General features: G+C 62.3%; 16 protein-coding genes and 1 pseudogene. 7 read left to right on the top strand and 10 right to left on the bottom strand.

What is annotated here, in order from left to right; translation table 11 throughout:
• Positions 1 to 3: 3 nt before the first annotated feature.
• The 5 genes from LRS06_RS16970 to LRS06_RS16990 form a co-directional block, all read right to left on the bottom strand.
• A complete protein-coding gene (locus tag LRS06_RS16970) occupies positions 4 to 243 on the bottom strand; it encodes a hypothetical protein (protein ID WP_257872574.1) in 240 nt (79 codons plus the stop codon).
• Between the two features lie 91 nt (positions 244 to 334).
• A complete protein-coding gene (locus LRS06_RS16975) occupies positions 335 to 1,081 on the bottom strand; it encodes a LytTR family DNA-binding domain-containing protein (RefSeq protein ID WP_257872575.1) in 747 nt (248 codons plus the stop codon).
• Positions 1,078 to 2,196, bottom strand: a complete 1,119-nt coding sequence (locus tag LRS06_RS16980) for a sensor histidine kinase (RefSeq protein WP_257872576.1) — start codon at positions 2,194 to 2,196, stop codon at positions 1,078 to 1,080. The genes LRS06_RS16975 and LRS06_RS16980 overlap by 4 nt, the downstream gene beginning before the upstream one ends.
• A 96-nt stretch (positions 2,197 to 2,292) precedes the next feature.
• Entirely contained in the window at positions 2,293 to 3,243 is a 951-nt protein-coding gene (locus LRS06_RS16985; protein WP_257872577.1) for an alpha/beta fold hydrolase, read from the bottom strand.
• Positions 3,244 to 3,561: 318 nt separating this feature from the next.
• A complete protein-coding gene (locus LRS06_RS16990; protein ID WP_257872578.1) occupies positions 3,562 to 3,885 on the bottom strand; it encodes a hypothetical protein in 324 nt (107 codons plus the stop codon).
• A 405-nt stretch (positions 3,886 to 4,290) separates the two neighbouring features.
• Between LRS06_RS16990 and LRS06_RS25590 the strand changes: the two are divergent.
• Together LRS06_RS25590 and LRS06_RS25595 are read left to right on the top strand one after the other, a co-directional pair.
• A pseudogene (locus LRS06_RS25590) lies at positions 4,291 to 4,383 on the top strand (energy transducer TonB); the annotation flags it as partial.
• Between the two features lie 73 nt (positions 4,384 to 4,456).
• Positions 4,457 to 4,543 (top strand): hypothetical protein, encoded by an 87-nt coding sequence (locus tag LRS06_RS25595; RefSeq protein ID WP_374679447.1) that lies wholly within the window; start codon positions 4,457 to 4,459, stop codon positions 4,541 to 4,543.
• A 223-nt stretch (positions 4,544 to 4,766) separates the two neighbouring features.
• Here the strand turns inward: LRS06_RS25595 and LRS06_RS17000 are convergent, their stop codons facing one another.
• On the bottom strand, positions 4,767 to 5,315 hold the full coding sequence (locus LRS06_RS17000) for a hypothetical protein (protein ID WP_257872580.1): 549 nt from the start codon (positions 5,313 to 5,315) through the stop codon (positions 4,767 to 4,769).
• 68 nt (positions 5,316 to 5,383) lie between these two features.
• Complete coding sequence (locus tag LRS06_RS17005) at positions 5,384 to 5,764, bottom strand: hypothetical protein (RefSeq protein WP_257872581.1); 381 nt, start codon at positions 5,762 to 5,764, stop codon at positions 5,384 to 5,386.
• 515 nt (positions 5,765 to 6,279) lie between these two features.
• Between LRS06_RS17005 and LRS06_RS17010 the strand changes: the two genes are divergently transcribed.
• A complete protein-coding gene (locus tag LRS06_RS17010; protein ID WP_257872582.1) occupies positions 6,280 to 7,098 on the top strand; it encodes an energy transducer TonB in 819 nt (272 codons plus the stop codon).
• Positions 7,099 to 7,124: 26 nt separating this feature from the next.
• Here the strand turns inward: LRS06_RS17010 and dctA are convergent, their stop codons facing one another.
• From dctA to LRS06_RS17025, 3 genes are all read right to left on the bottom strand, one after another.
• A complete protein-coding gene (gene dctA / locus LRS06_RS17015; RefSeq protein WP_257872583.1) occupies positions 7,125 to 8,375 on the bottom strand; it encodes a C4-dicarboxylate transporter DctA in 1,251 nt (416 codons plus the stop codon).
• Between the two features lie 211 nt (positions 8,376 to 8,586).
• Entirely contained in the window at positions 8,587 to 9,807 is a 1,221-nt protein-coding gene (locus tag LRS06_RS17020; RefSeq protein ID WP_257872584.1) for a sorbosone dehydrogenase family protein, read from the bottom strand.
• 517 nt (positions 9,808 to 10,324) lie between these two features.
• Positions 10,325 to 10,531 carry a hypothetical protein gene (locus LRS06_RS17025; RefSeq protein ID WP_257872585.1) on the bottom strand — a complete coding sequence of 69 codons (207 nt, stop codon included), beginning with the start codon at positions 10,529 to 10,531 and terminating at the stop codon, positions 10,325 to 10,327.
• Between the two features lie 472 nt (positions 10,532 to 11,003).
• Here LRS06_RS17025 and LRS06_RS17030 point away from each other — a divergent pair, with 472 nt between their 5' ends.
• From LRS06_RS17030 to LRS06_RS17045, 4 genes are all read left to right on the top strand, one after another.
• The gene (locus tag LRS06_RS17030) at positions 11,004 to 13,130 is read left to right on the top strand and encodes a TonB-dependent receptor (RefSeq protein WP_257872586.1); all 2,127 of its coding nucleotides are present in this window, start codon (positions 11,004 to 11,006) and stop codon (positions 13,128 to 13,130) included.
• 253 nt (positions 13,131 to 13,383) lie between these two features.
• Positions 13,384 to 13,602 (top strand): PID-CTERM protein-sorting domain-containing protein, encoded by a 219-nt coding sequence (locus LRS06_RS17035; RefSeq protein ID WP_257872587.1) that lies wholly within the window; start codon positions 13,384 to 13,386, stop codon positions 13,600 to 13,602.
• Positions 13,603 to 13,651: 49 nt separating this feature from the next.
• Positions 13,652 to 14,623, top strand: coding sequence for a hypothetical protein (locus LRS06_RS17040; RefSeq protein WP_257872588.1), 972 nt, complete (start codon positions 13,652 to 13,654; stop codon positions 14,621 to 14,623).
• Between the two features lie 19 nt (positions 14,624 to 14,642).
• On the top strand, positions 14,643 to 24,506 hold the full coding sequence (locus LRS06_RS17045) for a T9SS type A sorting domain-containing protein (RefSeq protein ID WP_257872589.1): 9,864 nt from the start codon (positions 14,643 to 14,645) through the stop codon (positions 24,504 to 24,506).
• Positions 24,507 to 24,816 lie beyond the last annotated feature (310 nt).

A 24,816-nucleotide genomic window follows, 5' to 3' on the forward strand; every position in this document is an offset into this window, starting at 1 on the left:
GTGCTATGGGTTTTTCGGCCGCTTGACGGTGCGGAATTTATTGGGGTTGCGGGCGTTCATATCAATACCCAGCCCAATGTTCGACTCGCCGGGCTTGCGCTGGGCTTTCTTGTTGTGCGGGTTGCTCTTTTCCGTTCTGAAAGAGGAAGCAGAGCGTGCTTTAGGGGTGCGTAGGGCTTCGCGGTCCTGAGAACAGGAGGCCACCAGAAGCAGACAGCCGAGGAAAGGTAGAAGCAGTTTCATAAGGGGAAGCAGTACAAAAAACGCGCCAGCAGGGGTAAGGCTGGCTTTTAAAGCCATGTACTGCCGAAGGGGCGGAAAAGATACAGAAATCTTACAGACTCAGCATCTCCCGGAAGCGCACCGACTGCTGCCGCGATACTTCCACTTCCGGCCCGCCGCGCAGCTGTATTTTGAGGGAGTTGCTAAACCAGGGCTTAATGCTTTCCACCCACTTCAGGTTGATGATCTGCTGACGGTTGGCGCGGAAGAATACGCGCGGGTCGAGGCGCTGCTCCAGGTGCTGCAGGGTACGCGGAATCAGGGGCCGGTGCTGGTCGAAGTAAATCTGGGTGTAGCTGCCGTTGATTTCAAACAGGCGAATGTCGGCCAGGCGCACAAACCAGCACCGCTCCCCGTCCTTCACAAACACTTGATCCTGCTCCGTGAGCGGGGACAACGCAGGCTCATCCGGGGCGGGTGCAGCAGGTGCGGCAGCTGCTGCGGGACCGGTCATCTTCGCCCGTGCCTTGGCCAGGGCCGCGGCCAGCCTATTTTCCTGAATGGGCTTGAGCAGGTAGTCCAGGGCATTCACCTCGAAAGCCCGCAGCGCGTATTCGTCGTAGGCCGTGGTGAAGATGACGTGGGGGGCGGTTTCCAGCGAAGCCAGCAGCTCAAACCCCGTTTCGCCGGGCATGTGAATATCCAGAAACAGGACATCCGGCTGCGTTTGCAGCAACATGGCGCGGGCCTCCCCGGCGTGGCGGGCCTCACCCACAATCTGTACTTCCGGGAAAGCCCGCAGCAGGTGGCGCAGCTCGGTGCGGGCCAGGCGGGAATCATCAACTAACAGCGCGTTCATACAAAAGCAGGGCGGGGAATGGACAGGGCACCATTGGGGGCAGCGGGCGGCGCGTTTACCGGCAGCTGCAGGCAGGCCACTACAGTATCGAGTTGGGTGGGGTCGTTCTGGATGGTGAGCTGGGCGGTCGGACCAAACAGCAAAGCCAGCCGCTCCCGGGCATTGCGCACGCCCACGCCCGGATGGCCGGGTTGGGGCTCGTAGCGGCCGGTATTACGCACGCGCACGTGCAGCGTGCCGGAGTCGTTGAGCTGGGCCGTGAGCTGCACAAAGCCACCGGCCGGCCGGGGCGCTACCCCGTGCTTGATGGCGTTTTCCACCAGCAGCTGCAGCGTCATGGGCGGAATAGCTACGTGCAGGGCGGCCGGGTCCACATCCAGGGTATAGTGCAGCCGCTCTTCCAGCTGCATAGCCTCCAGCTGCAGGTAGTGCTCCACAATTTCCAGCTCCCGACCCAGGGGCACCTGCTCGGCGCTGTTGAGCTGGATGGAGTAGCGCAGCAAGTCCGAAAGATGCGTAATCATGTCGCGGGCCCGGCCGGGGTCTTCCATCACCAGGGCCCGGATGTTGTTGAGGCCGTTGAACATGAAGTGCGGGTTGATCTGGGCCTTGAGCGTGCGCATTTCGGCTTCCTGCACGGCGGCGGCGAGCTTCCACTTGTCTACCTCGGCCTGCCGGAAGCTGGTGAGGTAGTGCCAGCCAAAGTAAAACCCTTCCCACAGCCACAGCAGAAAGTTCACGTTGAACACGTAGAACACAAACTGCCCCCAGCCATGGGGCTGGCCATCGGCGGCGGGCCGGATGATAAAGTAGATAATGGCCCAGATAACGACCTGACTGAGCACCGACAGCAGCACGTTGAGCACCAGCAGGCGGCTCAGTAGCGGCACCGGGGCCAGCCTCACCCAGCCGCTGGCCTTCAGGTGGTAGCGCAGCCCGTGGCTGATGAGTACCAGCGGCCCCACAATGGCCAGCTGCATCAGCACCAGCTTGCCGGTCAGGGGCACGTTCAAACTGACCATGGCCAGGTTCAGCAGCATATACATGCCCCAGCCCACCGCCTGCAGGCGCCAGTACAAACGACCCGGCGGGGGCACCGCAGCATAGGAAAACATAGCGTAAAACTAAAAGTGAAACCCGAAAGCGGGGCAGGAAATGAAAGATTTTCCTGCCCGCCGGATTGTATTGGGCTGCAGTCTACAGGAAACGGCTTACTTTTTGGCTACTGCCTGCTCCCGCAGAAACGCATCGGCCTGCTGGAAAAACCATTGCGTGTCGTCGTACATCAGGAAGTGCTTGCCGGCTTCCGACATTTCCACGCGGTGCCGGGGCAGCTGGGCGTACTGCTGGGTGAACGTAGCGCGGGTGCTTTCCTTGGTGGCGCCGTAGATTTGGTAGGCGGCCCAGGCTCCCAGCACCAACACCGGCTGCTGGATGCGTGCTACCTCGGGGCGCAGGTCGGTGGTATACATGTCGTACATGGCCTGGGCCACGGTGGCGGGGTCGGAGGCCAGGCCCCAGCGCGTAACCTGGGTAATGCGGGCGGTATCCGTCACCAGGGAGGCCACCGTCTGGCGCTGCTGGGCAGGGTTGGCTTTGCTCTTGCTCATCTGCTGGCGCATACCCTCGGCCATCGGGCGCACCATATCCACCGTGGCGGCCGGGTTTTGCACGGCCCCAATGAACGGCAGCGAATCGACAATGACCAGGGGGCCGACAGCTTCCGGGCGGGTGCTGCTCATCCAGAGGGCCATGAACCCGCCCAGGCTGTGCCCGACAATGGTGGGCTTGCTGAGTTTCTGGGTCTGGATGTAGGTGAGCAGCTGGTCGCGCACGTTTTGCAGCAGGTGGTCGGTGCTGGCCGGAGCCGCCGTGCCGCCAAAGCCCGCCAGTGAAATGATGTGGCACTGGTACTGCTTCTGGTAGTGGGCCACGGTTTCGTTCCACACCGCGCCGGGGCAGGTCAGGCCCGGAATCAGAAGCATAGGCTGACCTTTGCCCACCACGCGTACTGTAAAGTTGGGGTGAGCGGCCGGGTTATCAGCTGTAGGCGCATTTTCTGTTGCGAAGCCAGCGGCCGAAGCGGCAATAGGAGCAGCAACCACGGTTGCGGCCAGCAGCAGGGCAGCGCAGAAGGGGCGGAAGGAGGAGACAAGTTTCATAGGAAAGAAAGTTGGGTTGTGGCGGTTGGATGCCTCAAACCTAGCCCCGGCCTTACCTGCCTGAAACTACTTTTCCGCGAACGGTAAATCCACTCGCCGAGCGGCCGTAAAACCCGGGCGAACGGAACCACGGATTCGCGCGGATTGGTCGGATTCCACGGATTTTGTAGTTGGTGCGGATCTGCCTGGATTGAATTAAAAGGAGCTTGCCAGAAGGCAAGCTCTTTCTTTTTAAAATAAGTACCAGCTATAGAAATCTGGTGCCAACTACAAAATCCGTGGAATCCGACCAATCCGCGCGAATCCGTGGTTCTGTCGTTAGATGAGGTTGCGCAGGTCGTTGCGCAGGTTCTCCACGCCCTGCCATATTTCTTCCCAGGTAGAGCGGTTGGCGTGGTCGGCACCGGTGCCGGATGCCGCCGCGGCATCGGCGGGGCCGAGACGCTCCAGGAGCTTAGCGCGCTTTACTTCCAGGGCGGCAATGTGCTCGTGGTAGGTGTGTGTGGAGTTGGCTGTGGTGGCGTGGGCGCGGTTGCGCAGGGTCTTGATTTTCTCGTCGAGTTCGGTAAGCGCCTGGCGCAGATGGGCGTCGGAGAGGTTTTCCGGTACGCGCATGTGCTGGGGGGAGGGGGTATGCGACATAGGGTAAAGCAGTTGAGCGGACCGGCGCCGCGGGTGGAAAAGCTGGACACATAAACTACTGCTTTTTGCCCGGAAAGGATGCTTCAATATTACCAACACAACCGCAACACAACCATAACGCAGCCGTGAAGCGCAGCCTTACGCAGGCCCATACTTTTGCCCACGAACAATGTCTGCCCGCTTATTCTGCTCTTCATGAAACAGCTGCTACCCGTGTTCCTGCTCAGTTGTGCCGGTTTTGCCGCCCGGGCCCAGCCTTCCCCTTCCATTGCGCTGGTAGAGCCGACCGCCGGCCAAAGCATGGGCGCCGTAGCGCCGGCTGCCCCGGCCGCCAAGGTGAAAGTGTATGCCCTGGCCGAAGAGATGCCCGCCTTCAAAGGGGGCGAAAAAGCTCTGCTTCTGTTCATGCGCGAGAAGGTGCAGTACCCGGCCGAGGCACTGCAGCAGAACGTTTCGGGCAAGGTGTACGTGCGCTTCGTGGTGGATGAGCAGGGCCGCATCCGCGACGCGGAAGCTGGTGAAAGGGCTGGGCCACGGCCTCGACCAGGAAGCCCTGCGCCTGGTGCGCATCATGCCCTGGTGGACGCCCGGCCGCGTCCAGGGCCAGCCCGTGCGCGTGCTCTACACCCTCCCCGTCGCCTTCCGCACAGTTGAATAGAGGTGAAATGGTGAGGGTAGTTCTGTCATTGCGAGGCAGAGCCGAAGCAATCCGTCCTGAACAACGCACCAAGCCTCAAAATGTGAAGAGCCCTTGACGTGTGGACGACAAGGGCTTTCTGGTAAAGAGCGGGTCTGGTATTGCTGAGGACGGATTGCTTCGCGCTGCTCGCAATGACACGCTGCCCTCTCTCGCCAACTCACTATTTCACCAACTCACCATTTCACCACTTCACCGGCACGCCCAGCTCCCGGGCCAGTGGGGCGGCGGCCGACTGGTAGAGCTGGCCGAGCACTTCGTTTATGGCTGGCTGCAGCTCCACGTGGTAGTCTTCGTGCAGCTTGTGGGCCTGGCGCAATACCTCGTGCGTACGGCGGGCCAGATGCTGGAGCAGGGGCTGGGTAGGGCCGTGCAGGCGGCCAGTAGCTTCGGGCTGGTGGCGGAACACGTTGCCGAGCAGGCGCACCGTCAGCTCAATTTCACCCTGCAGGTCATCGGTGATTTTGGTGTGGTAGCTGAGCCGCTGCTGCAGCTGCCGCACAATGTGGAGCAGGTCGTTGGGGGTTTGGTGGTAGCCGCGCACGGGGTCGTCTACCTGCTGGCGCAGGCGGTGGCGGCGCTGCTCCAGGGCGTCGTCGCCCTCCAGCAGCCGGAAGCTGAGCTGTTCCACCAGCACGGCATCCTGGGCTACGAGGCGGGCCAGCAGCTGGTCTTTTTCTTTCGGCGGAAGGCTGAAAAGGGCTTTGCGAAGGTCGGGGGAGAGGGCCGGCATAAGTGAAGTAACAATAGCAGTTAGAAGCGTATCAATAACGCAAAAAACGGATTTTTGTCTCCTGACACTTAGCGGGCATTACCTACTCTGCGCTGAATCCACCAAAACAGCCGCTTAGGTGCTTGCGCTAATCGTTGAGTAGCGGCCGGCTTGACAATCGTAACGCAGCTAATGGTGGTAACAGCGCCGCCTGACATCCTGCTTTGGTACATTACTGGTGCAATGGCTTCTTGGCTGATCTTCTCCAATTTCACTGCTCCGCGCTGCATAGGTATGGCTAATATGCCGTGGGAAGCACTTAAGTCAATAGTTTCCTCCACTACGCGGTAGCCTGGAACTTTCACCAGCAGCTGCAACATATCGGCGTTTGTAGGCAAGACCAGCTGCGCAGTGCCGTCCACTTCGGCCTGGGTAGAAAGCAGCAATGAGTCGGCCAGCCAGAGCTGCACTACGGCAAAGCTTAACCCCAGGCCAGTGGAGGGGTCATATATTCGCAACTGCAGCGTAGCTGGCTTACTGCGGGGCAACGACGCTACCGCGGAAGGTGGGAGTGCCGGAAGTTCCCCCGCTACGAGCGGGGAAGATGCCAGCAGTGGCAGGCCCAGTGCGGCCAGCCACCTCCGGACACCACTCAGGCGCGGCAAGTGCGGCCGTTGGGCAGCCGCTTCTGCCTGTTGTCGGCTTTCTGCCAAAACATGTGTTGGAATACGCCCACACACGCTACCAGTGGGTGCCTGGCGAATGACGTAAAGAATATCTGGTGCCGGCATCTCACTGAAATCCACTACTTCTTTGCGGCAGGATTGGCAGAAGCGGCCCCGCTCAGTGGGCGTCATGTGGGTCCAATCTTCGTGGCAGGGCTGTGGAATAGTAAGGTAAAATGTATCAGGCATACGGCACATTGTGGAATACCAGTGTTTTGGGCATCTCCAAAACATTGATGCCATCTTGAGCCCCTTTCCACATGTCACGCGCACTAGTTTTTATCTGTCACCTACTACTAACTGGCCTGCTGGTCTGCCCGCAAGTAGTAGCACAGACCTCGGCCCGAACGTATTACACTGTCAACGGCCGGCGCACCACATTCCCCGATTCAGCTGCCTACTATACGCTCGTGCGTAAGCAAGGCGTCGGCGGCACCATCACTACGTATCAGCTCAGCGGCCGGCGGTTGCATCAGGAGCAGTACAGCCACCTGCGAGCCGGGCAACGGCATGGAATGAGTACAGAGTGGAGTGCCACTACGGGGCGTCGTACGTCCAACTGCTCCTTCAGCCGGGGGCAGTTGCAAGGAATGGCACAAGCTTGGTACCAGAATGGCCGGCGTCGGTGGCAGGTAGAGTACCAGCAGGGGAAGCGGCACGGAGCATTGCGGGCTTGGTATCCTTCAGGCCGGCTCATGCGGGTGGAAAGCTACCGAGCTGGTGTACGGACTGCGGCGCACTGCTACGCCCGGTCTGGCAAGGATACCACTTGGTTTGAGTTTGAGCGATCAGCCCAGTTCGCTGGGGGTAATGAGGGCTTGAAAAACTGGTGTAGCCGCACCCTGCGTTACCCCGCCCTGGCCCTGCGCAATCAGGTAGAAGGCATTATCTGGGTGCAGTTTGTGATTGATGCGCGGGGACGCACCCAGAACCTGCGTATAACGAAACCGCTGGGGTCGGGCACGGATGAGGAAGTACTGCGGCTGTTGAAAATCATGCCTGCGTGGGAGCCGGCAGTAGTGGCGGGCCTACCCACAGCGGTACTTTACGAACTGCCAGTAGAATTCCGTATCCGCTGACATATATCGGCAGATACTTTGCTGCTTTATCCCGCCAGTGCGGCCCGGTTTTTTTCTTCGTCAAAGGCTCCTTCGCTCTTGGCAATGACGACCGTAGCCACCGCGTTGCCGATGATGTTGGTAATGGCCCGGGCCTCGCTCATAAACCTATCTACGCCCAGCAGCAGGGCCATGCCCTCCACGGGAATGACTTTGGTGGCCGCCAGCGTGGACGCCAGCACGATAAAGCCCGACCCCGTGACGCCCGCCGCGCCTTTGCTTGTGAGCATCAGAATACCGATGATGGTGAGCTGCTGGCCCAGCGTGAGCGGCACCCCAAACGCCTGGGCTAGGAAAATACTGGCTATGCTCAGGTAAATCGTGGTGCCGTCAAGGTTGAAGGAATAGCCCGTGGGTACCACCAGTCCCACCACCGGCCGGGCACAGCCAAAGGCCTCCAGCTTGTCCATCAGCCGCGGCAGCGCCGACTCCGACGACGACGTGCCCAGCACAATCAGCAGCTCTTCCCTGATAAAGCCCAGCAGCCGCCACAGGCTGAACCCGTAGTAGCGCGCCACGCCACCCAGCACCCCAAAAATAAACAAGGCCATGGTGCCGTACACCGTGAGCATGAGCTTGCCCAGCGGCAGCAGCGTATGGAGGCCGTACTTGCCAATGGTATAGGCTATGCCCCCGAACGCGCCCAGCGGGGCCAGCTTCATCACCATGCTCAGCACCGCGAAAAACACGTGGCTGAGCTTTTCGAAGGTGCTGATGAGCGGGCCGCTCACCGTCGGGGCTACGCGGGTGAGGGCCAGCCCAAACAGCACGGCCACCAGCAGCACCTGCAGCACGTCGCCCTGGGCAAAGGCCCCTACGAAGCTTTCGGGGATGATGTGAGTGAAAAACGCCACCCAGTCCATGTGGGCCGCCTTGTCGGCGTACTGCTGGGTTTCGGCGGCTTTGGCGGCTACGCCCCGCGTATCGATGCCGGCACCGGGCCGGGCCAGGTTGGCGGCGGCCACCCCGATGATGAGGGCAAACGTAGTTATCAGCTCGAAGTACAGCAGGGCCTTGCCGCCCACGCGCCCCACTTTCTTCAGGCTGCCCATGGAGCCGATGCCCAATACCACCGTCAGGAAGATGATGGGCGCAATCAGCATCTTGATGAGGCCGATGAAAACGTCGCCGAGGGGCTTGAGGGCCGCGCCCACGGTCGGGAAAAGCGCGCCTACCGTTATGCCCAGCGCAATGGCCGTGAGTACCTGAAACGTGAGGTTGCGAAAGAGTTTGGGCATAGCCGGGGATTAGCCCGTAAGGTAACCACCCGCCACGTCAGTGATGCTATTCGTCTGTCCTCCTGAGCAGCGCGAAGGACCTTCCTCTGATAAGTGACTACGCTGAGGCAAGGCTTCTGTTTTTAGGGGCCAGCTTCAGGGCATTGGATAATGGACAGTGGTTGAAATGAGGGAGGTCCTTCGCGCTGCTCAGGAGGACAGGCAATTAATGCTAGCTTTTCTTGCCAGCCTTGGCATCCTTACCACCCGCGGCGTAGGCCACGCGGTAAATTACGCCGTTGGCGTCGTCGGTGATGAGCAGGGAGCCGTCGGTATGCTGGGTGATGCCGCACACCCGGCCGAAGTGGGCTTTGTTGCCCTCAACCAGGAAGCCGGTCAGGAAGTCCTCGATGCCGGTGGCCTGGCCCTGCTCGTTGTAGCGCACCCGCACCACGCGGTAGCCGCTGGGCTGGGCACGATTCCAGGAGCCGTGCATGGTCACGAAGGCGTCGCGCTGGTACTCTTTCGGAAATTGGCTGCCGCTGTAAAACACCATGTCCAGCGGGGCGGCGTGGGCGGCGTAGAGCTGCACGGGCTTTACAGTGTGGGCCGCGTACTGCTCGGGCGTTTCGCCGGCGGGCTGGGGGTGGGGCGGGATTTTGCCGTCGGCGTACACGTAGGGCCAGCCGTAGTCGGCGCCTTCCCTGATTTCGTTGAGCTCCTCGCGCTGGTCTTCGTCGCCCAGCCAGTCGATGCCGTGGTCGAAGCCCCAGAGCGCCTTGGTGCTGGGGTGCCAGTCGAAGCCGATGGTGTTGCGCAGGCCCCTGGCCACCACGCGGCGGCCCGAGCCATCGGTGTTGATTTGCAGGAGCGTGGCGTTTTCCTTGTTGCGCTCGTCGCAGGCGTTGCAGGTGCTGCCCACCGAGAGGTAGAGCTTGCCATCGGGCCCGAAGTGCATGGTGCGGTTGGGGTGCTGGCCGGCGTCGGGCAGGTCGGTGTACAGGGTTTTCAGCTCACCCAGCGTGCCATCGGCCTTCATATCGGCCACCAGCAGCTCCCGGATGGTGGTGAGGTAGAGCTTGCCGCCTTGCAAAGCCAGCCCGTGCAAGTCGGGGCGGCGGGCCACCTCGCGCGTCACGTCGGCTTTCCCGTCCTTGTTCGTGTCGCGCAGCAGGGTAATGGTGCCCTTGGTGCGGTCGGAGAAATACACGTCGCCGTTGGGGGCTACCGTGAGCATGCGCGGGTTGCCGGTTTTCTCGGCAAACTTGCTGACGGTGAAGCCGGCCGGGGCTTTCAGCTGGCTTACGCGGGCGTCGGTGGCCTCTACCTGCTGGGGCTTGAATACGTTCACGGCGTAGCCGTCTTTCACGCTTTGCTGGTAGTCGTTCTGGGCTAGGGCGGCGGTAGCGGAGAGCAGGCCCAGGGCTATTAAAGAAGGTCGGAGTAGATACATGGTTGAAGAGCTGAGGAGCCTTCTTCAACTGCCGATGCGTGCCTGGGGTTGCGGGGCCGCGTAACCGCCGAACGGTATGCAGCGCCTGGCAACGCATGACCGCCCACAGCACCCGAAGCTCCATCCACGGCAACCGAAGGTCTTTCCCTAGCTCCCGAAGCTCCATCTACAACACCTGAAGGTCCTTCCTTCGAAACGGAAGCGCCGCCTACAGCAACCGAAGGTCTTCCCTTAACTCCCGAAAGTCTTTCGTTAGCTTCCAAAGGTCTTTCTTTAGCTAAGTATGCTGTTTCGGTCGTGGTAGGCGGTGCTTTGGGTGTTGAGCGGGCCGCTTCAGCTACTAAAGCCGGAGCGTCGGGTGAGGGCTTGGGCGGTTCGGGCGGGGTGGATGGAACCTGGGGAACCGGGGCCGCCGACGGGGAGCCAGTTGCCGGGGCGTGGGGCGGAGTGACCGGCGTATATCAGGGCCAGTAGTAGCGTATTCCTATTAAGGAAAGGTAAAGGCCTGGAAAAATTATCAGCGGGCTACCCCAGCCGGGAGCCTGGCTGAGGTAGCCAATGCGCAAGGCATACGGAAGGAATATTTGTTGCCGACGATGTACAGCGTAGTAACGGTCTCCTGCCGTAGGTCGAGCCAGTAGTTGCGCAGGTTGTGCTGCTGCAAATGATCAAGCAGGCGAAATAGCGTAGCGTAGCCGGTGCCTTTGTGTAGTTGAATACGCAAGCAAAGAGCATCGTCGAAGGAGGTTTTGAGCAATGGATACTCCGCCTCTATCCTTCGCAGCAAAGGGTAATCGGCAAAAGGATTTCCCGAAAGCTGAAACGTCTGCCACGGTAGCATCCGGGCTACTGCCTCATCAGAGTAACATGAGCAGTCGGAACTTACGTGGGACTCCGGTGCTGAGGAATTGCAGGCAGAGAGCGGTATAGTCAATTGAACAATTCGCTCAGGGGAATTTATACGTTCTAGCACCACCCCGCACCCCAGCCACAGCAGCCAGGCTAGTGCCAGCAAACCCGGCGGAAAGAACAGCCGGCGGCGGTGGCGGCGGGGAAGGTAGAGAGGATAGGTCATAGTGTATAGCGCCGCCCGATGCAAAAGCGCCCGGATAAGATACGTTCGACCAACTGGTTTTCGTATGCGGCCAACCCACGGGCCGGCTTCCGCGTTCGGGAGGCTACACTGATTTCGCCGAATGCTTTTTCGCTACGCTGTTCTTCCGCTGCTGCTGTTGCCCCTGATGCTGCGCGCCCAAACGCCCCCCGATACCCTCCGCACCGTGCGCCTGCCCGAAGCCACCGTGACGGGCTACGGCCAGCAGCTGCCCCTGCGCCGCACCGCCGCCGCTGTGGGCGTGGTCGATGCCGCCACTATCACCCGGTTTAGCCCGGCCAACCTCACCCAGGCCGTGAACACGCTGCCGGGCGTGCGGCTGGAGGAGCGGGCCACGGCCAGCTACCGCCTGAGCGTGCGGGGCAGCACGCTCCGCTCCCCGTTTGGCGTGCGCAACGTGAAGGTGTACTACAACGGGCTGCCTTTCACCGAAGCCAGCGGCAGCACCCCCCTCAACCTGCTCGACGTGGCTACCCTGGGGCGCATAGAGGTGATAAAAGGCCCCGCCGGCTCGGTGTATGGAGCCGGCACGGGCGGGGTGGCGCTGTTCTCTACCCGCCAGCCCACGCCCGGCGTCACCCGGGCCGAAGTAGGGCTTACCGTAGGCTCCTTCGGGCTGCGCCGGGCCACCGTGGCGCTGGAAACCGCCGACTCGGTGCAGAGCCTGCGCGCCCAGTACGCCCGCCAGACCCTGGACGGCTACCGCCAGCACAGCGCGCTGCGCCGCGACGTGCTGACCCTGGACGGGACGTGGCGCCCCGACGCCCAGCAAACGGTTTCGGCCCACCTGCTGTATTCCGACATCGACTACCAGCTGCCCGGCTCCCTTACCCGGGCGCAGTTTGAGGCCAACCCCCGGCTGGCCCGGCCCGCCACGACCACCGCGCCCGGTGCCGTGGAGCAAAACGCCTTTTACGCCTCGCGCACGGCCCTGCTTGGCGGCACCTATGAGTACCGCTTCAGCGAGCAACTCACGCTTACGACTACGCTCTACGGTAGCGGAAGCGCCGTGCGCACGGCGTCTGTGGCCGATTATGAGCGCAACACCCAGGTAGGCGGAGGTGGGCGCACGGCCCTGGGCTACCGCACCCGGCTGGCGGGCCGCGTGTTGCGCCTGGCGGCCGGGGCCGAGGCTCAAGCATCCTTCGAAAGCTCCCGCAACTACCGCAACCGCGGCGGCCAGCCCGATACCCTGCGCTACGACGACGAAATCCAAACCAGCACCGGGTTCCTGTTTGCCCAAGCCGACTGGGAGCTGCCCGCCGGCTTCCTGCTGACGGCCGCTGCCAGCTATAACCGCCTACGCTACCGCCTCGGCCGCCTCTCGGGCCGCGCCCGCACCCAGGAGGAATACCAGCTCACGCGCAGCTTCCGCCCGGAGGTGTCGCCGCGCCTGGCTTTGCTGAAGGAGGTGACGCCGCTGGTATCGGTGTACGCCAGCGTGAGTTCGGGCTTCTCGCCGCCCACGGAAGAGGAAATCCGGCCCTCGGATGGCTCCCTGAACCAGGCGCTGCAGGCCGAGCGGGGCACCAGCTACGAGGTAGGTACGCGCGGGCAGCTGTTTCAGAACCGTCTGTCGTTTGATGTAGCGGCGTATGATTTCCAGCTGCGCCAAACCATTGTGACGCGCTCCAACGCGCAGGGTGTGCAGCTGTTCTATAACACTGGCCGCACCCGGCAGCGCGGGGTAGAGGCAGCCCTCAGCGGCTGGCTGTGGCGACAGGCAACAATTGCCAGCGCTTCAGTTCAAAACGCAAGTGGGCCGTTGCCAATGATTTCAACTACCGGCCTGCGCGCCTGGGCCAGCTATGCCTATAACCACTACCGCTTCGGGCAGTACGCGGCGGGCGGCAACGACTTCAGCGGCAACCGCCTCACCGGGGCCGCCCCGCACACGCTCACGGCCGGCCTCGATTTCTCGGAACGCATGGGCTTTTACCTCAGCCCCACGCTCAGCCACCAGGCCCGCCTCCCGCTCAACGATGCCAACACAACCTACGCAGCTGGTTACTGGACGTTTGGAGCGCGGGGTGGGTGGCGCCGCCCGCTGCCGGGCCACCTGGAAGCCGACGTATACGCGGGAATCGACAATGCCACCAACCGGCGCTACAGCCTGGGCAACGACCTGAACGCCTTTGGGAACCGGTATTTCCAGCCCGCGCCGGGCCGCAGCTACTATACCGGGGCGCAGCTGGGGTGGCGCTGGTAGAGGACAAGTAAACATCTGAAAAACAACGGCAGGAAGCCGGATTGGCTGCTCCTTGGGGAGTGGCTGGTCCGGCTTCTCCGTGCTGGTACGGATAGGGGCTACGGGGTGGGGGGTAGGGCAAAATGCCGCATGGCCCGGATTGCGCACGGGGGGGCAGAATGCCCACTTTTACCCCCGGCAAAGTGTCGGCCAACGCGCTGATCAACCTGCCCCAAGCAAGCTCTCTACAACTCACTTTTTCCGCTGTTTTTCTATGCACCTGCTGCCCCACACTTCCCACCTGCTACGCCGCGCCCTGCTTCTCGTGGGCCTGGCCCTGCTCCCCGGCCTTGCCCTGGCCCAGAACCCCGACGACGAAGGCGGCCCGGCCCCGGCCAGCCCCACGGCCGTGCCCATTGACGGGGGCGCTTCGCTGCTGCTGGCCGCCGGCGTCGGCCTGGGCATGGCCCGCCTGAAAAAGCGCCGCGCCTAGCCCCCAGCCGCTGTCTTTCTACACACCTTTCATTTCCTCTTTTACGACCATGAAAAAACTGTACGCTTTTCTGCTGGTGGGCCTGAGTGCCCTGTTGGCGGCTGCTCCCGCTTCCCTGGCGCAAACCATCCGCCGCGTAAACAACACCGGTATTACCGGCACCAACATCTATAGCACCCTGCAGGCCGCGCACGACGCCGCCGCCGCCGGCGACATTATTCAGGTGGAGCCCTCGGCCACAAACTACGGTGACCTGTCTATGTCTAAAAAGCTCACAATTGTGGGGCCAGGCTACTTTCTGGGTCAGAATGCGGGCCTGCAGGCCAATCCGACTTCGGCTACCGTTGGCTACCTCTATATTCCCAGCTCGGCCAGCGGAACCAGTATTTCCGGGCTTACCTCGGGCAGCTACTGGTACATTGGCGCCAGCGACCTGATGATTCAGCGCTGCAACCTGTACTATATCTATACCGGGTACAGCTCCGGCGCCAACAACGTCAGCATCCGGCAGAATTACGTGACCTACATTCAGCCCTACAGCGCGGTGATGAACAACGTGCTGATTGCCAATAATATTATCACGGGCTCCGTGAACCTGGCCAATTATGCCTCGGGCGAGTTTACCAACAACGTAGTGCTGGGCGGCCTTTCCCTCAAGGATTTCAACGTCACCAATAACTACATCGGCAGCTCCTTCACGCCTAACAATTCTCTTTACAGCTACAACCTGTTTCAGGGCACCGGCTACTCTACGGCTGATGGCAACAAAAACAACGTGCAGCCCTCGGCCGTGTTTGTGCTGGGCTCCGGCAACCAGTATGATGCCTGGTATCAGCTGAACACCAGCGCGAGCAACCCCGCCAAAGGAGCCGGCACCAGCGGCGCCGATATCGGGGCTTTCGGTGGCAACACGCCCTATAAGCTGTCGGGCATTCCGGCTATTCCCAGCATCTACCAGTTCAGCCAGACGGTGAACGGCAACACGCTGAACGTGAACCTGAGCACGCGCTCCAACAACTAACCCCTAACCCCGCACAACGATGCAAACCGTAACCCGCACACTGCTGCCGGGACGGGGGTGGTGTGGCCGTACGGGCGCGTGGCTGGGCTTGCTGCTAGGCAGTATAGCCAGTGCCACGCCCGCGCGGAGCCAGAACATCACGCAGGCCGAGTACTACCTCGATGGCAGCCCCAGCAACGGGACGGCCGTTTCTATCCCCATTGCTACCCCCGCCGCTACGCTGAGCAACCTTGCATTCCAGGTGAATGTAGAGGACCTCGACGCCGGATTCCACCGCCTGGCGGTGCGAACCAGGGATGCCAATGGTGCCTGGAGCCTGCTCACCCACCGGACCTTCTTCTACGAGCCCGCCGTCACGGCCACCGCGTCTAACCTCAACCGGGTAGAGTATTTCGTGGATACCGACCCCGGTTTTGGCAGTGCCACCAGCGTACCCATTACGCCGGCCGCCACGCTTTCGGGCGTCACGTTCAATCTGGATATCAGCAGCTACGGCGCGGGCTTTCACACTGTGGGCGTCCGTTCGCGCTCGGCCGGCGGCCAGTGGAGCCTAACTTCGCGCCGCACTTTTTACTACGAGCCAGCCGTAGCCACCACAAAGCCCAACATCACCCGGGCGGAGTACTTTGTGGATACGGACCCGGGCTTCGGCAATGCTACCAGCGTGGCCCTGACGCCGGATGACCAGGTAGCAGACCTGGCGTTTGCGCTGAACATCAGCAGCTACGGATCTGGCTTTCACACCCTGGGCATTCGCACGAAAGACGCCAACGGCTCTTGGAGCCTGACGACGCGCCGCTCGTTCTACTACGAGCCCGAAGCTACGGTAGCGCCCAACGTGACGAAGGTGGAGTACTTCCTGGACGCTGACCCCGGTTTTGGCAGCGGCACCAACGTGCCCATCACGGCGGGTACCAACGTCAGCAACATCTCCCTGAACCTGGCCCTGGGCAGCTTGTCGGCTGGCTTTCATACGCTAAGCGTGCGGGCCAGGGATGCCAACGGCAAGTGGAGCCTGACGACGGCCCGCAGCTTCTACTACGAGCCTACGGTGGCGGTAGCGCCCAACATCAATCGGGTGGAGTACTACTTCGATACCGACCCCGGCTTTGGTAGCGGTACCAACGTGCCGGTCACGGCTTCTCCAAACCTGAGCAGCCTTTCCTTTGCGGCCGATGCCAGCGCCCTGGCCGACGGTACGCACCGCTTGTTCGTGCGCTCCCGCGATGCCAACGGCAAGTGGAGCCTGGTAACCAACCGGAGCTTTCTGAAAAACGGTTGCGCCTCCTCGCCTAATTTTGTGGCGGGCCTGTCGGCCGCCAACTACGGCTACGGCGGCAGCACCAATGGCCTGGCCGAAACCGCGTTTAACACCGACCCGGCCTCGCCCAACACCAGCAACACGTTCTACGGCTACAACGGCAGCCTCCTCCAGGCCGACTTTGGCAGCAGTCAGACTGTTAGCGAGGTGCGCTACAAGCTTACGCCCAGCAGCTCCAGCAGCTTTACTATTCTGGTGCAAACCGCTCCAAGCGTGGGTGGCACGTACACCACCCAGGACACGTACACCACCAGCTTCCTGGCCAACACGACCACGCCCGTAACCCGCACCCTGGCTACTCCCGTGAGTGCGCGGGTACTACGCCTGGTAGTGCAGAACGGTGCCGGGCAGTACGCCGTTATTTCGGGTGTAGGCGGGTATTACTTCAACTGCGCCGGGCCTACTATCGTCTCCTTCACGCCTCCGGGCGGGGCAGGGGGCACCAGCGTAGAAATTACGGGCACCAACCTGACGGGTGCTACGGCCCTCAAATTCAACGGGGTGGATGCGCAGAGCTTCACGGTGAATTCGGCTACCAGCATTACGGCGGTGGCGCCGGCCGGCGGCTCTACCGGCCAGCTGTGCGTGACTACGCCCAACGGTACGGCCTGCTCGGCGGCCTCTTATACGTACCCGCCCACTATTGCTACCGGCACGGTGTCGTCAAACTCGTTCTGCAGCACCACCTTTATTTCGGTGCCGTTCACGACCAACATGGCCTCGTACACGGCCGGCAACCAGTTTCACTTCCAGCTCTCCGATGCCAGCGGCAACTTCACCGCCGGCAGCCGCCTGTACGGCTACCTGAGCAGCCAGAACGCCAACGGGGGTGTGCTCACCGATACCATTGCCTTTCGCACGCCGGCCGGCACGGGCTACCGGGTGCGGGTGGTGGCTTCCAACCCGGAAATAACCGGCACCAGCAACGCCCAGAACCTGACGGTGCGGGCCCTGCCCATGGCTACGGCCGGCGCAACTCAGACCACCGTGCCCTACAATGGCACCATTCAGCTTACGGCCGGCCCCACGGGCCAGAGCAGCTACCAGTGGTACGTGCGCTACGCCAATGGTGGGGGCACGGGCTACGTGGGCAGCGGCCAGACGCTGAACCTGGCCAACGCCCAGCCTTCGCAGAGCGGCCGCTACTTTGTGTACGTGAGCAACAGCCTGGGCTGCCAGGATTCCGCCTCGGTGCGCGTGACGGTGCAGCCCTCGGCTCAGCCCATCCTGAGTATGGCGCAGTTTGGCTACTCGGGGTGCGCAGGTCAGCAGTTCAGCTTCGGCTTCACGGTGCAGGGCAACAACTTCCAGCCCGGCAACGTCATCACAGCCCAGTTGTCCAACGCCAGCGGCTCGTTTACCACGCCTACCAGCATTGGCACGGCTAATTTCGAAGGGCAGGGGAATGGCTCGATTTTCGTCACCATTCCGGCCGGCGCGGCCACGGGCACGAGCTACCGCATCCGGCTGGTAAGCTCCAGCCCGGGCGTAACCAGCCAGAACGACAACGGCTCCAACATCAGCCTGACGACCAAGCCCACGGCAGTGCCAGCGTCGAACTCGCCGGTGGCGTACGGGGGGACCATTCAACTCACGGCTCAGTCGGTGCCTGGCGCTACCTATCAGTGGTATGGCCCCAACTTCTATTCCACTCAGCAGAACCCCACTATCACGGGGGCTTCGCAGAATGCCAACCAGGGCACCTACACCCTGTACGTGACGGTAGGCGGCTGCCAGAGCGCGGGCGTGGCTACCCAGGTAACGGTGAACCCCTCTACGGACCCCATCCTGACGATGACAAGCCAGCCGGGCGGCACATTCTGCGGGGGCAACGGCATCACTCTGAGCTTCTCGGTGACGGGCAACTCCTTCGGGGCGGGCAACACCATCACGGCCCAACTCTCGAATGCCAGCGGCTCGTTTGTCGCGCCTACCAGTGTAGGCAGCGTAGCTTTCACCGGCCAGGGCAATGGTTCCGTAGCCATTACGCTGCCAGCCAATACGCCGGCTGGTACGGGCTACCGCCTGCGCCTGGTGGGCTCCAACCCGGCCATTACCAGCATCAACGACAATGGCTCGAACCTGACCATCAACCCGGCCCCGACGGCCGTGGCTTCGAGCAACTCGCCGGTGGCCGACAACGCCACCATTCAGCTCTCGGCCCAGACCGTAGTCGGGGCCACGTATGCCTGGAGCGGCCCGAACGGCTTCAGCTCCACGCTGCAGAACCCGGAAATCAACTTCGCCAGCCAGGCCAACGCGGGCACGTATACCCTCACGGTGAGACTAGGTGACTGCGCCGCTAAAACCAACACTTCGGTAACGGTAACGCCGGGCAGCCCCACCCTGACGCTAAACACGAATGCTGCCCGGCAAACCTGCGCCGGCAACTTCCTCAGTCTCAGCTTCACGGTTGGTGGCAGCGGCCTGACAGCGGGCGGCACGGTGTCGGCGCAACTGTCTGATGCCAGCGGCTCGTTTGCCGCGCCAACTACCATTGGTACGGCGAACTTTACGGGCGCGGGCAGCGGCTCGGTGGGGGTAACGGTACCTGGCACAACTACAGTCGGCACAGGCTACCGGGTGCGTCTAGTGAGCAGCAACCCCAGCCTCACCAGCCCCGAAAGCGGGCAGTGGGGCATTTCCAACCTGACGAGCGTAACGGCTTCCTCAAACTCACCGGTAGCAGCGGGAAGCACCATTACGCTTAGCTCGGCGGGGGTACCAGCGGGAGCCACTCTACAGTGGAGTGGCCCTAATTTCACTTCCACTCAATCTAACCCGGAAATCAACTTCGCCAGCCAGGCCAACGCCGGCACCTACACGCTGACTGTGAGCCAGGGCAACTGTACCCTGGAACGTAGCGTGGTAGTAACCGTGAACCAGGCCACCGCTTCGGTTACGACAGGTTCGGTGTCGGGCTCGTTCTGCCCTGGCTCGGGTTTGAGCGTACCATTTACCAGCAGCGGCACCTTTGCAGGCGGCAACCAGTTCCGGGCCGTTCTTTCCAACAGCAGCGGCTCGTTCGGCTCGGGCACGCAGGTGATTGGCACGCTCAGCCAGAGCGGCGCGGTTACCAGCGGTACTATTGCGGCTACCATTCCGGGTGGCGCGGCGGCTGGCTCCAGCTACCGCATCCGGGTGGAGGCCACCAACCCCGCCGTGACCAGCGCCAACGACAACGGCAGCAACCTGACGGTGCAGGCCGTGAGCTACACCTGGACGGGCGGCTACAACACCGACTGGTTTGACACGCGCAACTGGAGCTGCGGGCAGATACCCACCAGCACCAGCATCGTCACCATCGGCATCGGTACGTATTATCCGGTGATTGTGGGCTCGGGCGCGGTGGTGCGCAACATCACCGTGGTGTCCGGGGCTTCGTTCCGGGTGTCGTCGTCGTTCACGATTTACGGCAACGTGGTGAACAACGGCACCTGGATTAGCGGCGGCTCCTACGTCTTCGCGGGCTCGGGCACGCAAACCGTGGGCGGCTCGTCGGCGGTGTACTTCGGGGGCGTGACCATCAACAGCGGGGTTAGCCTGAGCCTGGGCACGGGCATTTACGTGGCCGGCAACTGGGTGAACAACGGCGGCTTCGTGGGCGGCACCTACTTCGTGAACTTCAACGGCACCGTGGGCCAGGTCATCGGCGGCTCGGTGGTGACGAACTTCTACCACGTGGTGGTGTCGAATACGGTAGGCCTCACGCTCAACCAGAACATCTACGTGCTGGGCAACTGGACCAACAACGGCGTGTTCGTGGCCGGTACGTACGGAACCACCTTTGGCGGCTCGGTTGTGCAGCTCATCGGCGGCACGAGCCTCACCAACTTCTACGGCCTCACCATTCTGAACTCGGTGGGCGTGACGTTGAACGCGGGCATCGGCCTAGGCGGACCGTTCGTGAACAACGGCGTTTTCACGGTGAATACGCAGACGGTGGTCTTCAACGGCACGGTGCTGCAAACCATTGGCGGCACCACCGAAACCACCTTCTACGACGTCATCATCAACAACACGGTGGGCGTAAGGCTGGTGTCGAGCATCCTGGTGCTGGGCGACTGGATCAACAACGGGCAGTTCCTGGCCAACTCGTACTCCGTCATCTTCGGCGGCACGCTGGCCCAGATTATCGGCGGCACGCAGGTGACGAACTTCTACGATGTAACCTTCCAGAACCCCGTTTCGGTGACTTTGCACCAAAACATCTACGTGCTGGGCGGCTTCGTGAACACGGGCGTGTTCTACGGCTACTACACGGCCGGTGGGGTGACCAGCGGCTACTGGGTGCGCTTTGGCGGCACGGTGGCCCAGGTTATCGACGTGAACAGCACCACCTACTTCTGGCACTTCTACGCCGACAACGCGGCGGGCATCAGCCTGGCCTCGCACATCTACGTGGCCGGCAACTTCTACATGTACTCCGGCACCTTTGCGCCGGGCGCCTACACCGTGTACTTCAACGGTACGGGCGGCGTGGTGCAGACGGTGGGCGGCTACACGAACCTGAGCTTCTACGGCTGGAACATCGTGAGCGGGGCCTCGGTCCGGCTGCTGCAGAATGTGACCTTGCTGGGTGGCTTCGTGAATGCGGGCACCTTCTACGGCTACAACCTGGTGGGCGGCGTGTACACGGGCTACACCTGCGTGTTCGGGGGCTCGGCGGCGCAGCTTCTCAGCGGCGCGGGTACCTACAACTTCTGGCACGTAACCTGGAATAACGCCATTTCGGTGACGCTCCAGCAGAACATCTACGTGCTGGGCAACTGGGTGAACACGCGCGGCTTCGGGCACGGCGGCTACACGGTGTACTTCAACGGTGCCGTGGCCCAAACCATCGGCGGCGCGGTGAACACCACCTTCCACCACATCAGCATCGGCAACGCGGTGAGCGTGACGCTGAACCAGCAGATTGCGGTATTGGGCAACTGGCTGGGTACGGGCAAATTCCTGGCCGGCCTGTACGCGGTGTACTTCCAGGGCACCACGGCCCAGACGATTCTGACCGGGGCGGCCACGCGCTTCTACCACCTGTACTTCGACAACCCCACGTCCGTTACCCTGCTCTCGAACATCTACCTGAACGGGAACTGGGTGCATAACGGCGGCTTCGCGGCGGGCACCTACGGGGTGTTCTTCACGGGCACCACCCTGCAAACCATCGACGGCACGGCCCTCACGCGCTTCCACCACATCAGCATCGGCACGGGCGCCAACGTGCGCCTCGACCGGGCCGTGACGGTACTCGGCAACTGGACCACCAACGGCACCTTCGGGGCCAACGGCTACGTGGTGACTTTTGGCGGCACGGTGAATCAGCTCATCGGCGGCTCGGTAATAGTGCCCTTCTACGGCGTCATCATCGACAACACCACGGCGGGCGTCACGCTGGGCAACGACATCCGCATTGTGGGCGGCAACTGGACGAACAACGGCGTGTTTTCGCCGGCTACTTACCGCGTCATCTTCGAGGGCACGGTAGCCCAGCTCATCGGCGGCACGGCCACCAGCACCTTCCATGGCCTCACCATCCTGAACAACGTGGGTGTGAGCATCAACGGACCCATCTTCATCAAGGGCAACCTGGTAAATGATGGCGTGTTCAGCTGCGCGGGCTACCTGGTGACCTTCAACGGCACGGCCGCGCAGAGTATCGGCGGCACGGCGGTGACGGTGTTCGGCCACCTCACCTTCAACAACGCGGTAGGAGTGAGCTTGCTCCAGGACATCCGGGTGCGGGGTGATTTGCGCAACCTGGCCGTTTTCGCGGCGGGTGCCCGCACGGTGTACTTCGACGGCACATCGGCTCAGTCCATCTACTGCCCCTCGGGTACGCTCCCCTTCCACCACGTGGTGTTCAGCAACGGGCTGGGCGTGACGCTGCAGAACAACATCTTCCTGACCGGCAACTGGCTCAACAATGGCGGCTTCGCGCACGGCGGCAAGCTGGTGACGTTCAAGGGCTCGGTACTCCAGACCATCGGCGGCTCGGTGAACACGGTGTTCCACCACCTCACGCTGGCCTCGGGCGCTAATGTGCGCCTCGACCGCGCCATCACGCTGCTGGGCAACTGGCTCAACAACGGCGCTACCTTCGCAGCCAACGCCTTCACGGTGTTCTTCAACGGCACCGCCCTGCAAAGCATTGGCGGCACGGCCATCAGCGTGTTCCACCACCTCACCCTTAACAACACGGTAGGGGTGAACCTGGACTTCGACATCGACCTGACCGGGAACTTCGTGAACAACGGCAAGTTCTGCGGCTGCGGCCACCGCACCCGCTTCCTGGGTACGCTGGCGCAGACCATTACCTGCTCCTCTGGCCAGACGCGCTTCCACGACGTGACGTTTGCCAACGTGGCTGGCGTGACGCTGCTGGACAACATTGGGGTGACGGGCAACTGGGTAAACAACGGCGGCTTCCGGGCCAATGGCTACCTGGTGCTGTTCAGCGGCACGGCCCTGCAGACCATCGGCGGCACGGTGCTGTCGGCCTTCCACCACGTGCAGATTACCAACGCGGTGAACGTGCAGCTGCTGCGCGACATTACGGTGGGCGGCTACTGGCTGAATTCAGGCATCTTCTCGGGCAATGGCTTCGGGGTGACCTTCAACGGCACTGCCCAGCAAACCATTACCACCACGGGTGCCTCGGCCAAGACCACCTTCCACCACGTAACCTGGGCTAACCTGGTCGGCTGCCTGCTCGGCGGCGACATCTACGTGGCCGGTAACTGGCTCTGCAACGGGCCCTTCAACCCGGCTACCTACACGGTGTACTTCAACGGCACCACGGCCCAGACCATGGGCGGCTCGGCCACGCTGCGCTTCCACGGCCTGAACGTGCAGAACACGGTGGGTTTGACCTGCAACGGCCCGGTGTACCTCTACGGCAACCTCACGAACGGCGGCCTGGTGAACGTGGGTACCTACCCCTGGTACTGCGTGGGTACTACGGCCCAAACCCTGGGCGGCACGACCACCACACCCATCCGCTTCTACGACCTGCACGTGCAGAACGGCAGCGGTGTAGGCTGCACCTCGAACCTGGGCGTGACGCATATGCTCACGCTCACAACCGGCAACCTGGCTTCCGACGGCCACCTGACCCTGCACTCCAACGCCTCGGGCACCGCCATGGTGGTGAACCCCGCCGGTGGCGGCACGGTGACGGGCCGGGCTACGATGGAGCGGTTTATTACCGGCCTGGGGGCTCCCGGCTACCGCCACTACAGCTCGCCCATGCAGCTCGGCACGGCCACCGTGCAGGAGTTTGCCGACGACCTGCCGGTGTTTGAGTTGAACCCGGCTTACAACACCCGGGGTAACACCGTAACGCCCTTCCCAACGTTGTTCCGCTACGAGGAAACCCGCCTCACCGCCGAGAAGAACACCTTCACCCAAGGCTGGATGGTGCCCTCGGCCAGTGAAAACCTGGTGCCCGGCCGTGGCTACTCGGCCCAGACGCTGCCTACCACGGTGGTGGATATTTCGGGTGTGCTCAGCAACGGCAACGTGAGCTACTCCATGACGCGCGGTACCCAACTTGGCGCCGGCTGGAACCTGGCCGGCAACCCGTACCCCGCCCCCATGGACTGGGACGTGGTGCGCAAAACGGGTGGGATGCTTTCCGGCGTGGATGATGCCCTCTACGTGTTCGTGCCCTCGGGCAAGTACACGGGCGCCTACCGCGGCTACGTGAACGGCGTGGGCCAGAATGGTGGCAACAAGGACGTGGCGGCTATGCAGGGCTTCCTGGTACGGGCCTCTTCGGCCTCGGCCAAAATGAACCTGACCAACGACGTGCGCCACACATCCTACACCAGCCCTGCCTACCAGCGCAGCACGCAGGAGAAGCGCCCCGTGGTTCGCCTCGAAGCACGCAGTGCCCAGGGCTTGGCCGATGAAGCCGTGTTCTACCTGCAGGAAGGCGCCGGCGAAGGTTACCAGGCCAACTTCGATGCCTACAAGGTGACGCAGAACGGCGCCGGCCGCCCCACTATCTGGAGCCAGGCCGGAGCCGATGCCCTGTCCATCAACGGGCTACCCGCGCTGCCGGGCCAGGCCATTCCGCTGGGCGTGCGCGTGAGCGAAGCCGGTCGGCACACCCTCGTGCTCACCAGCCAGCTGAACCTGCCCGCCGGCACCCGCGTGCTGCTGGAAGACCGCCTGCTCAACCGCAAGCAGGACCTCTCGCTCGACTCAGTGTACGCCTTCACCCTGCACCCCGATTCCGTGCGCCAGCGCTTCTACCTCTGGCTGGGCGCGGGTTCGGTAACGGCTACCGCGCCGGCGGCGCTGCAGGACGGCACCGCCCTGTATCCCAACCCCACCACTACCGGGTTTGCCACGCTGGAAGTGCACGGGCTGAAGGAGCAAGGCCCGGTAACGGGTGTCATCTACAACAGCATCGGCCAGCGGGTGCAGCAGCTCGCGCTCCGGCCTCGCCAGGGCGTCGTGCGCCAGCAGCTCGACCTGCGGGCACTGCCCACGGGCGTGTACACCGTGCATCTGCAGGCGGCCGAAGGCACTGTTGTCAAGCGCCTGGTGAGAGAATAGCCACCCCGTTTTTTCATGCATCCAAGCACCCCGGTGGGCTTCCTGCCGGGGTGCTTTTTTGTGGAAGCGGGAGCTGTCAGCCGGGATGAGCAAGCTCAGCGTTAGGCAGCACGGTGGCTTGTCGGAAAAATAATATTTGATAGAAAGTATATATTGTCATTCTTGGGTGAAATTGATTTTCAGCTGCAGGTAATAATGGGTTCATTTCAGTTGATTGCACGCAGGTGGGCCGCTATTCCGCTGAGCATATGGCCCTTTTCGCTCGTAGCGGGGCAGCTGGCTGTGGGCGTTTCTTCGTCGCCTGTAGGTT

The organism is Hymenobacter sp. J193 (genome assembly GCF_024700075.1).
Classification (GTDB): Bacteria; Bacteroidota; Bacteroidia; order Cytophagales; family Hymenobacteraceae; genus Hymenobacter.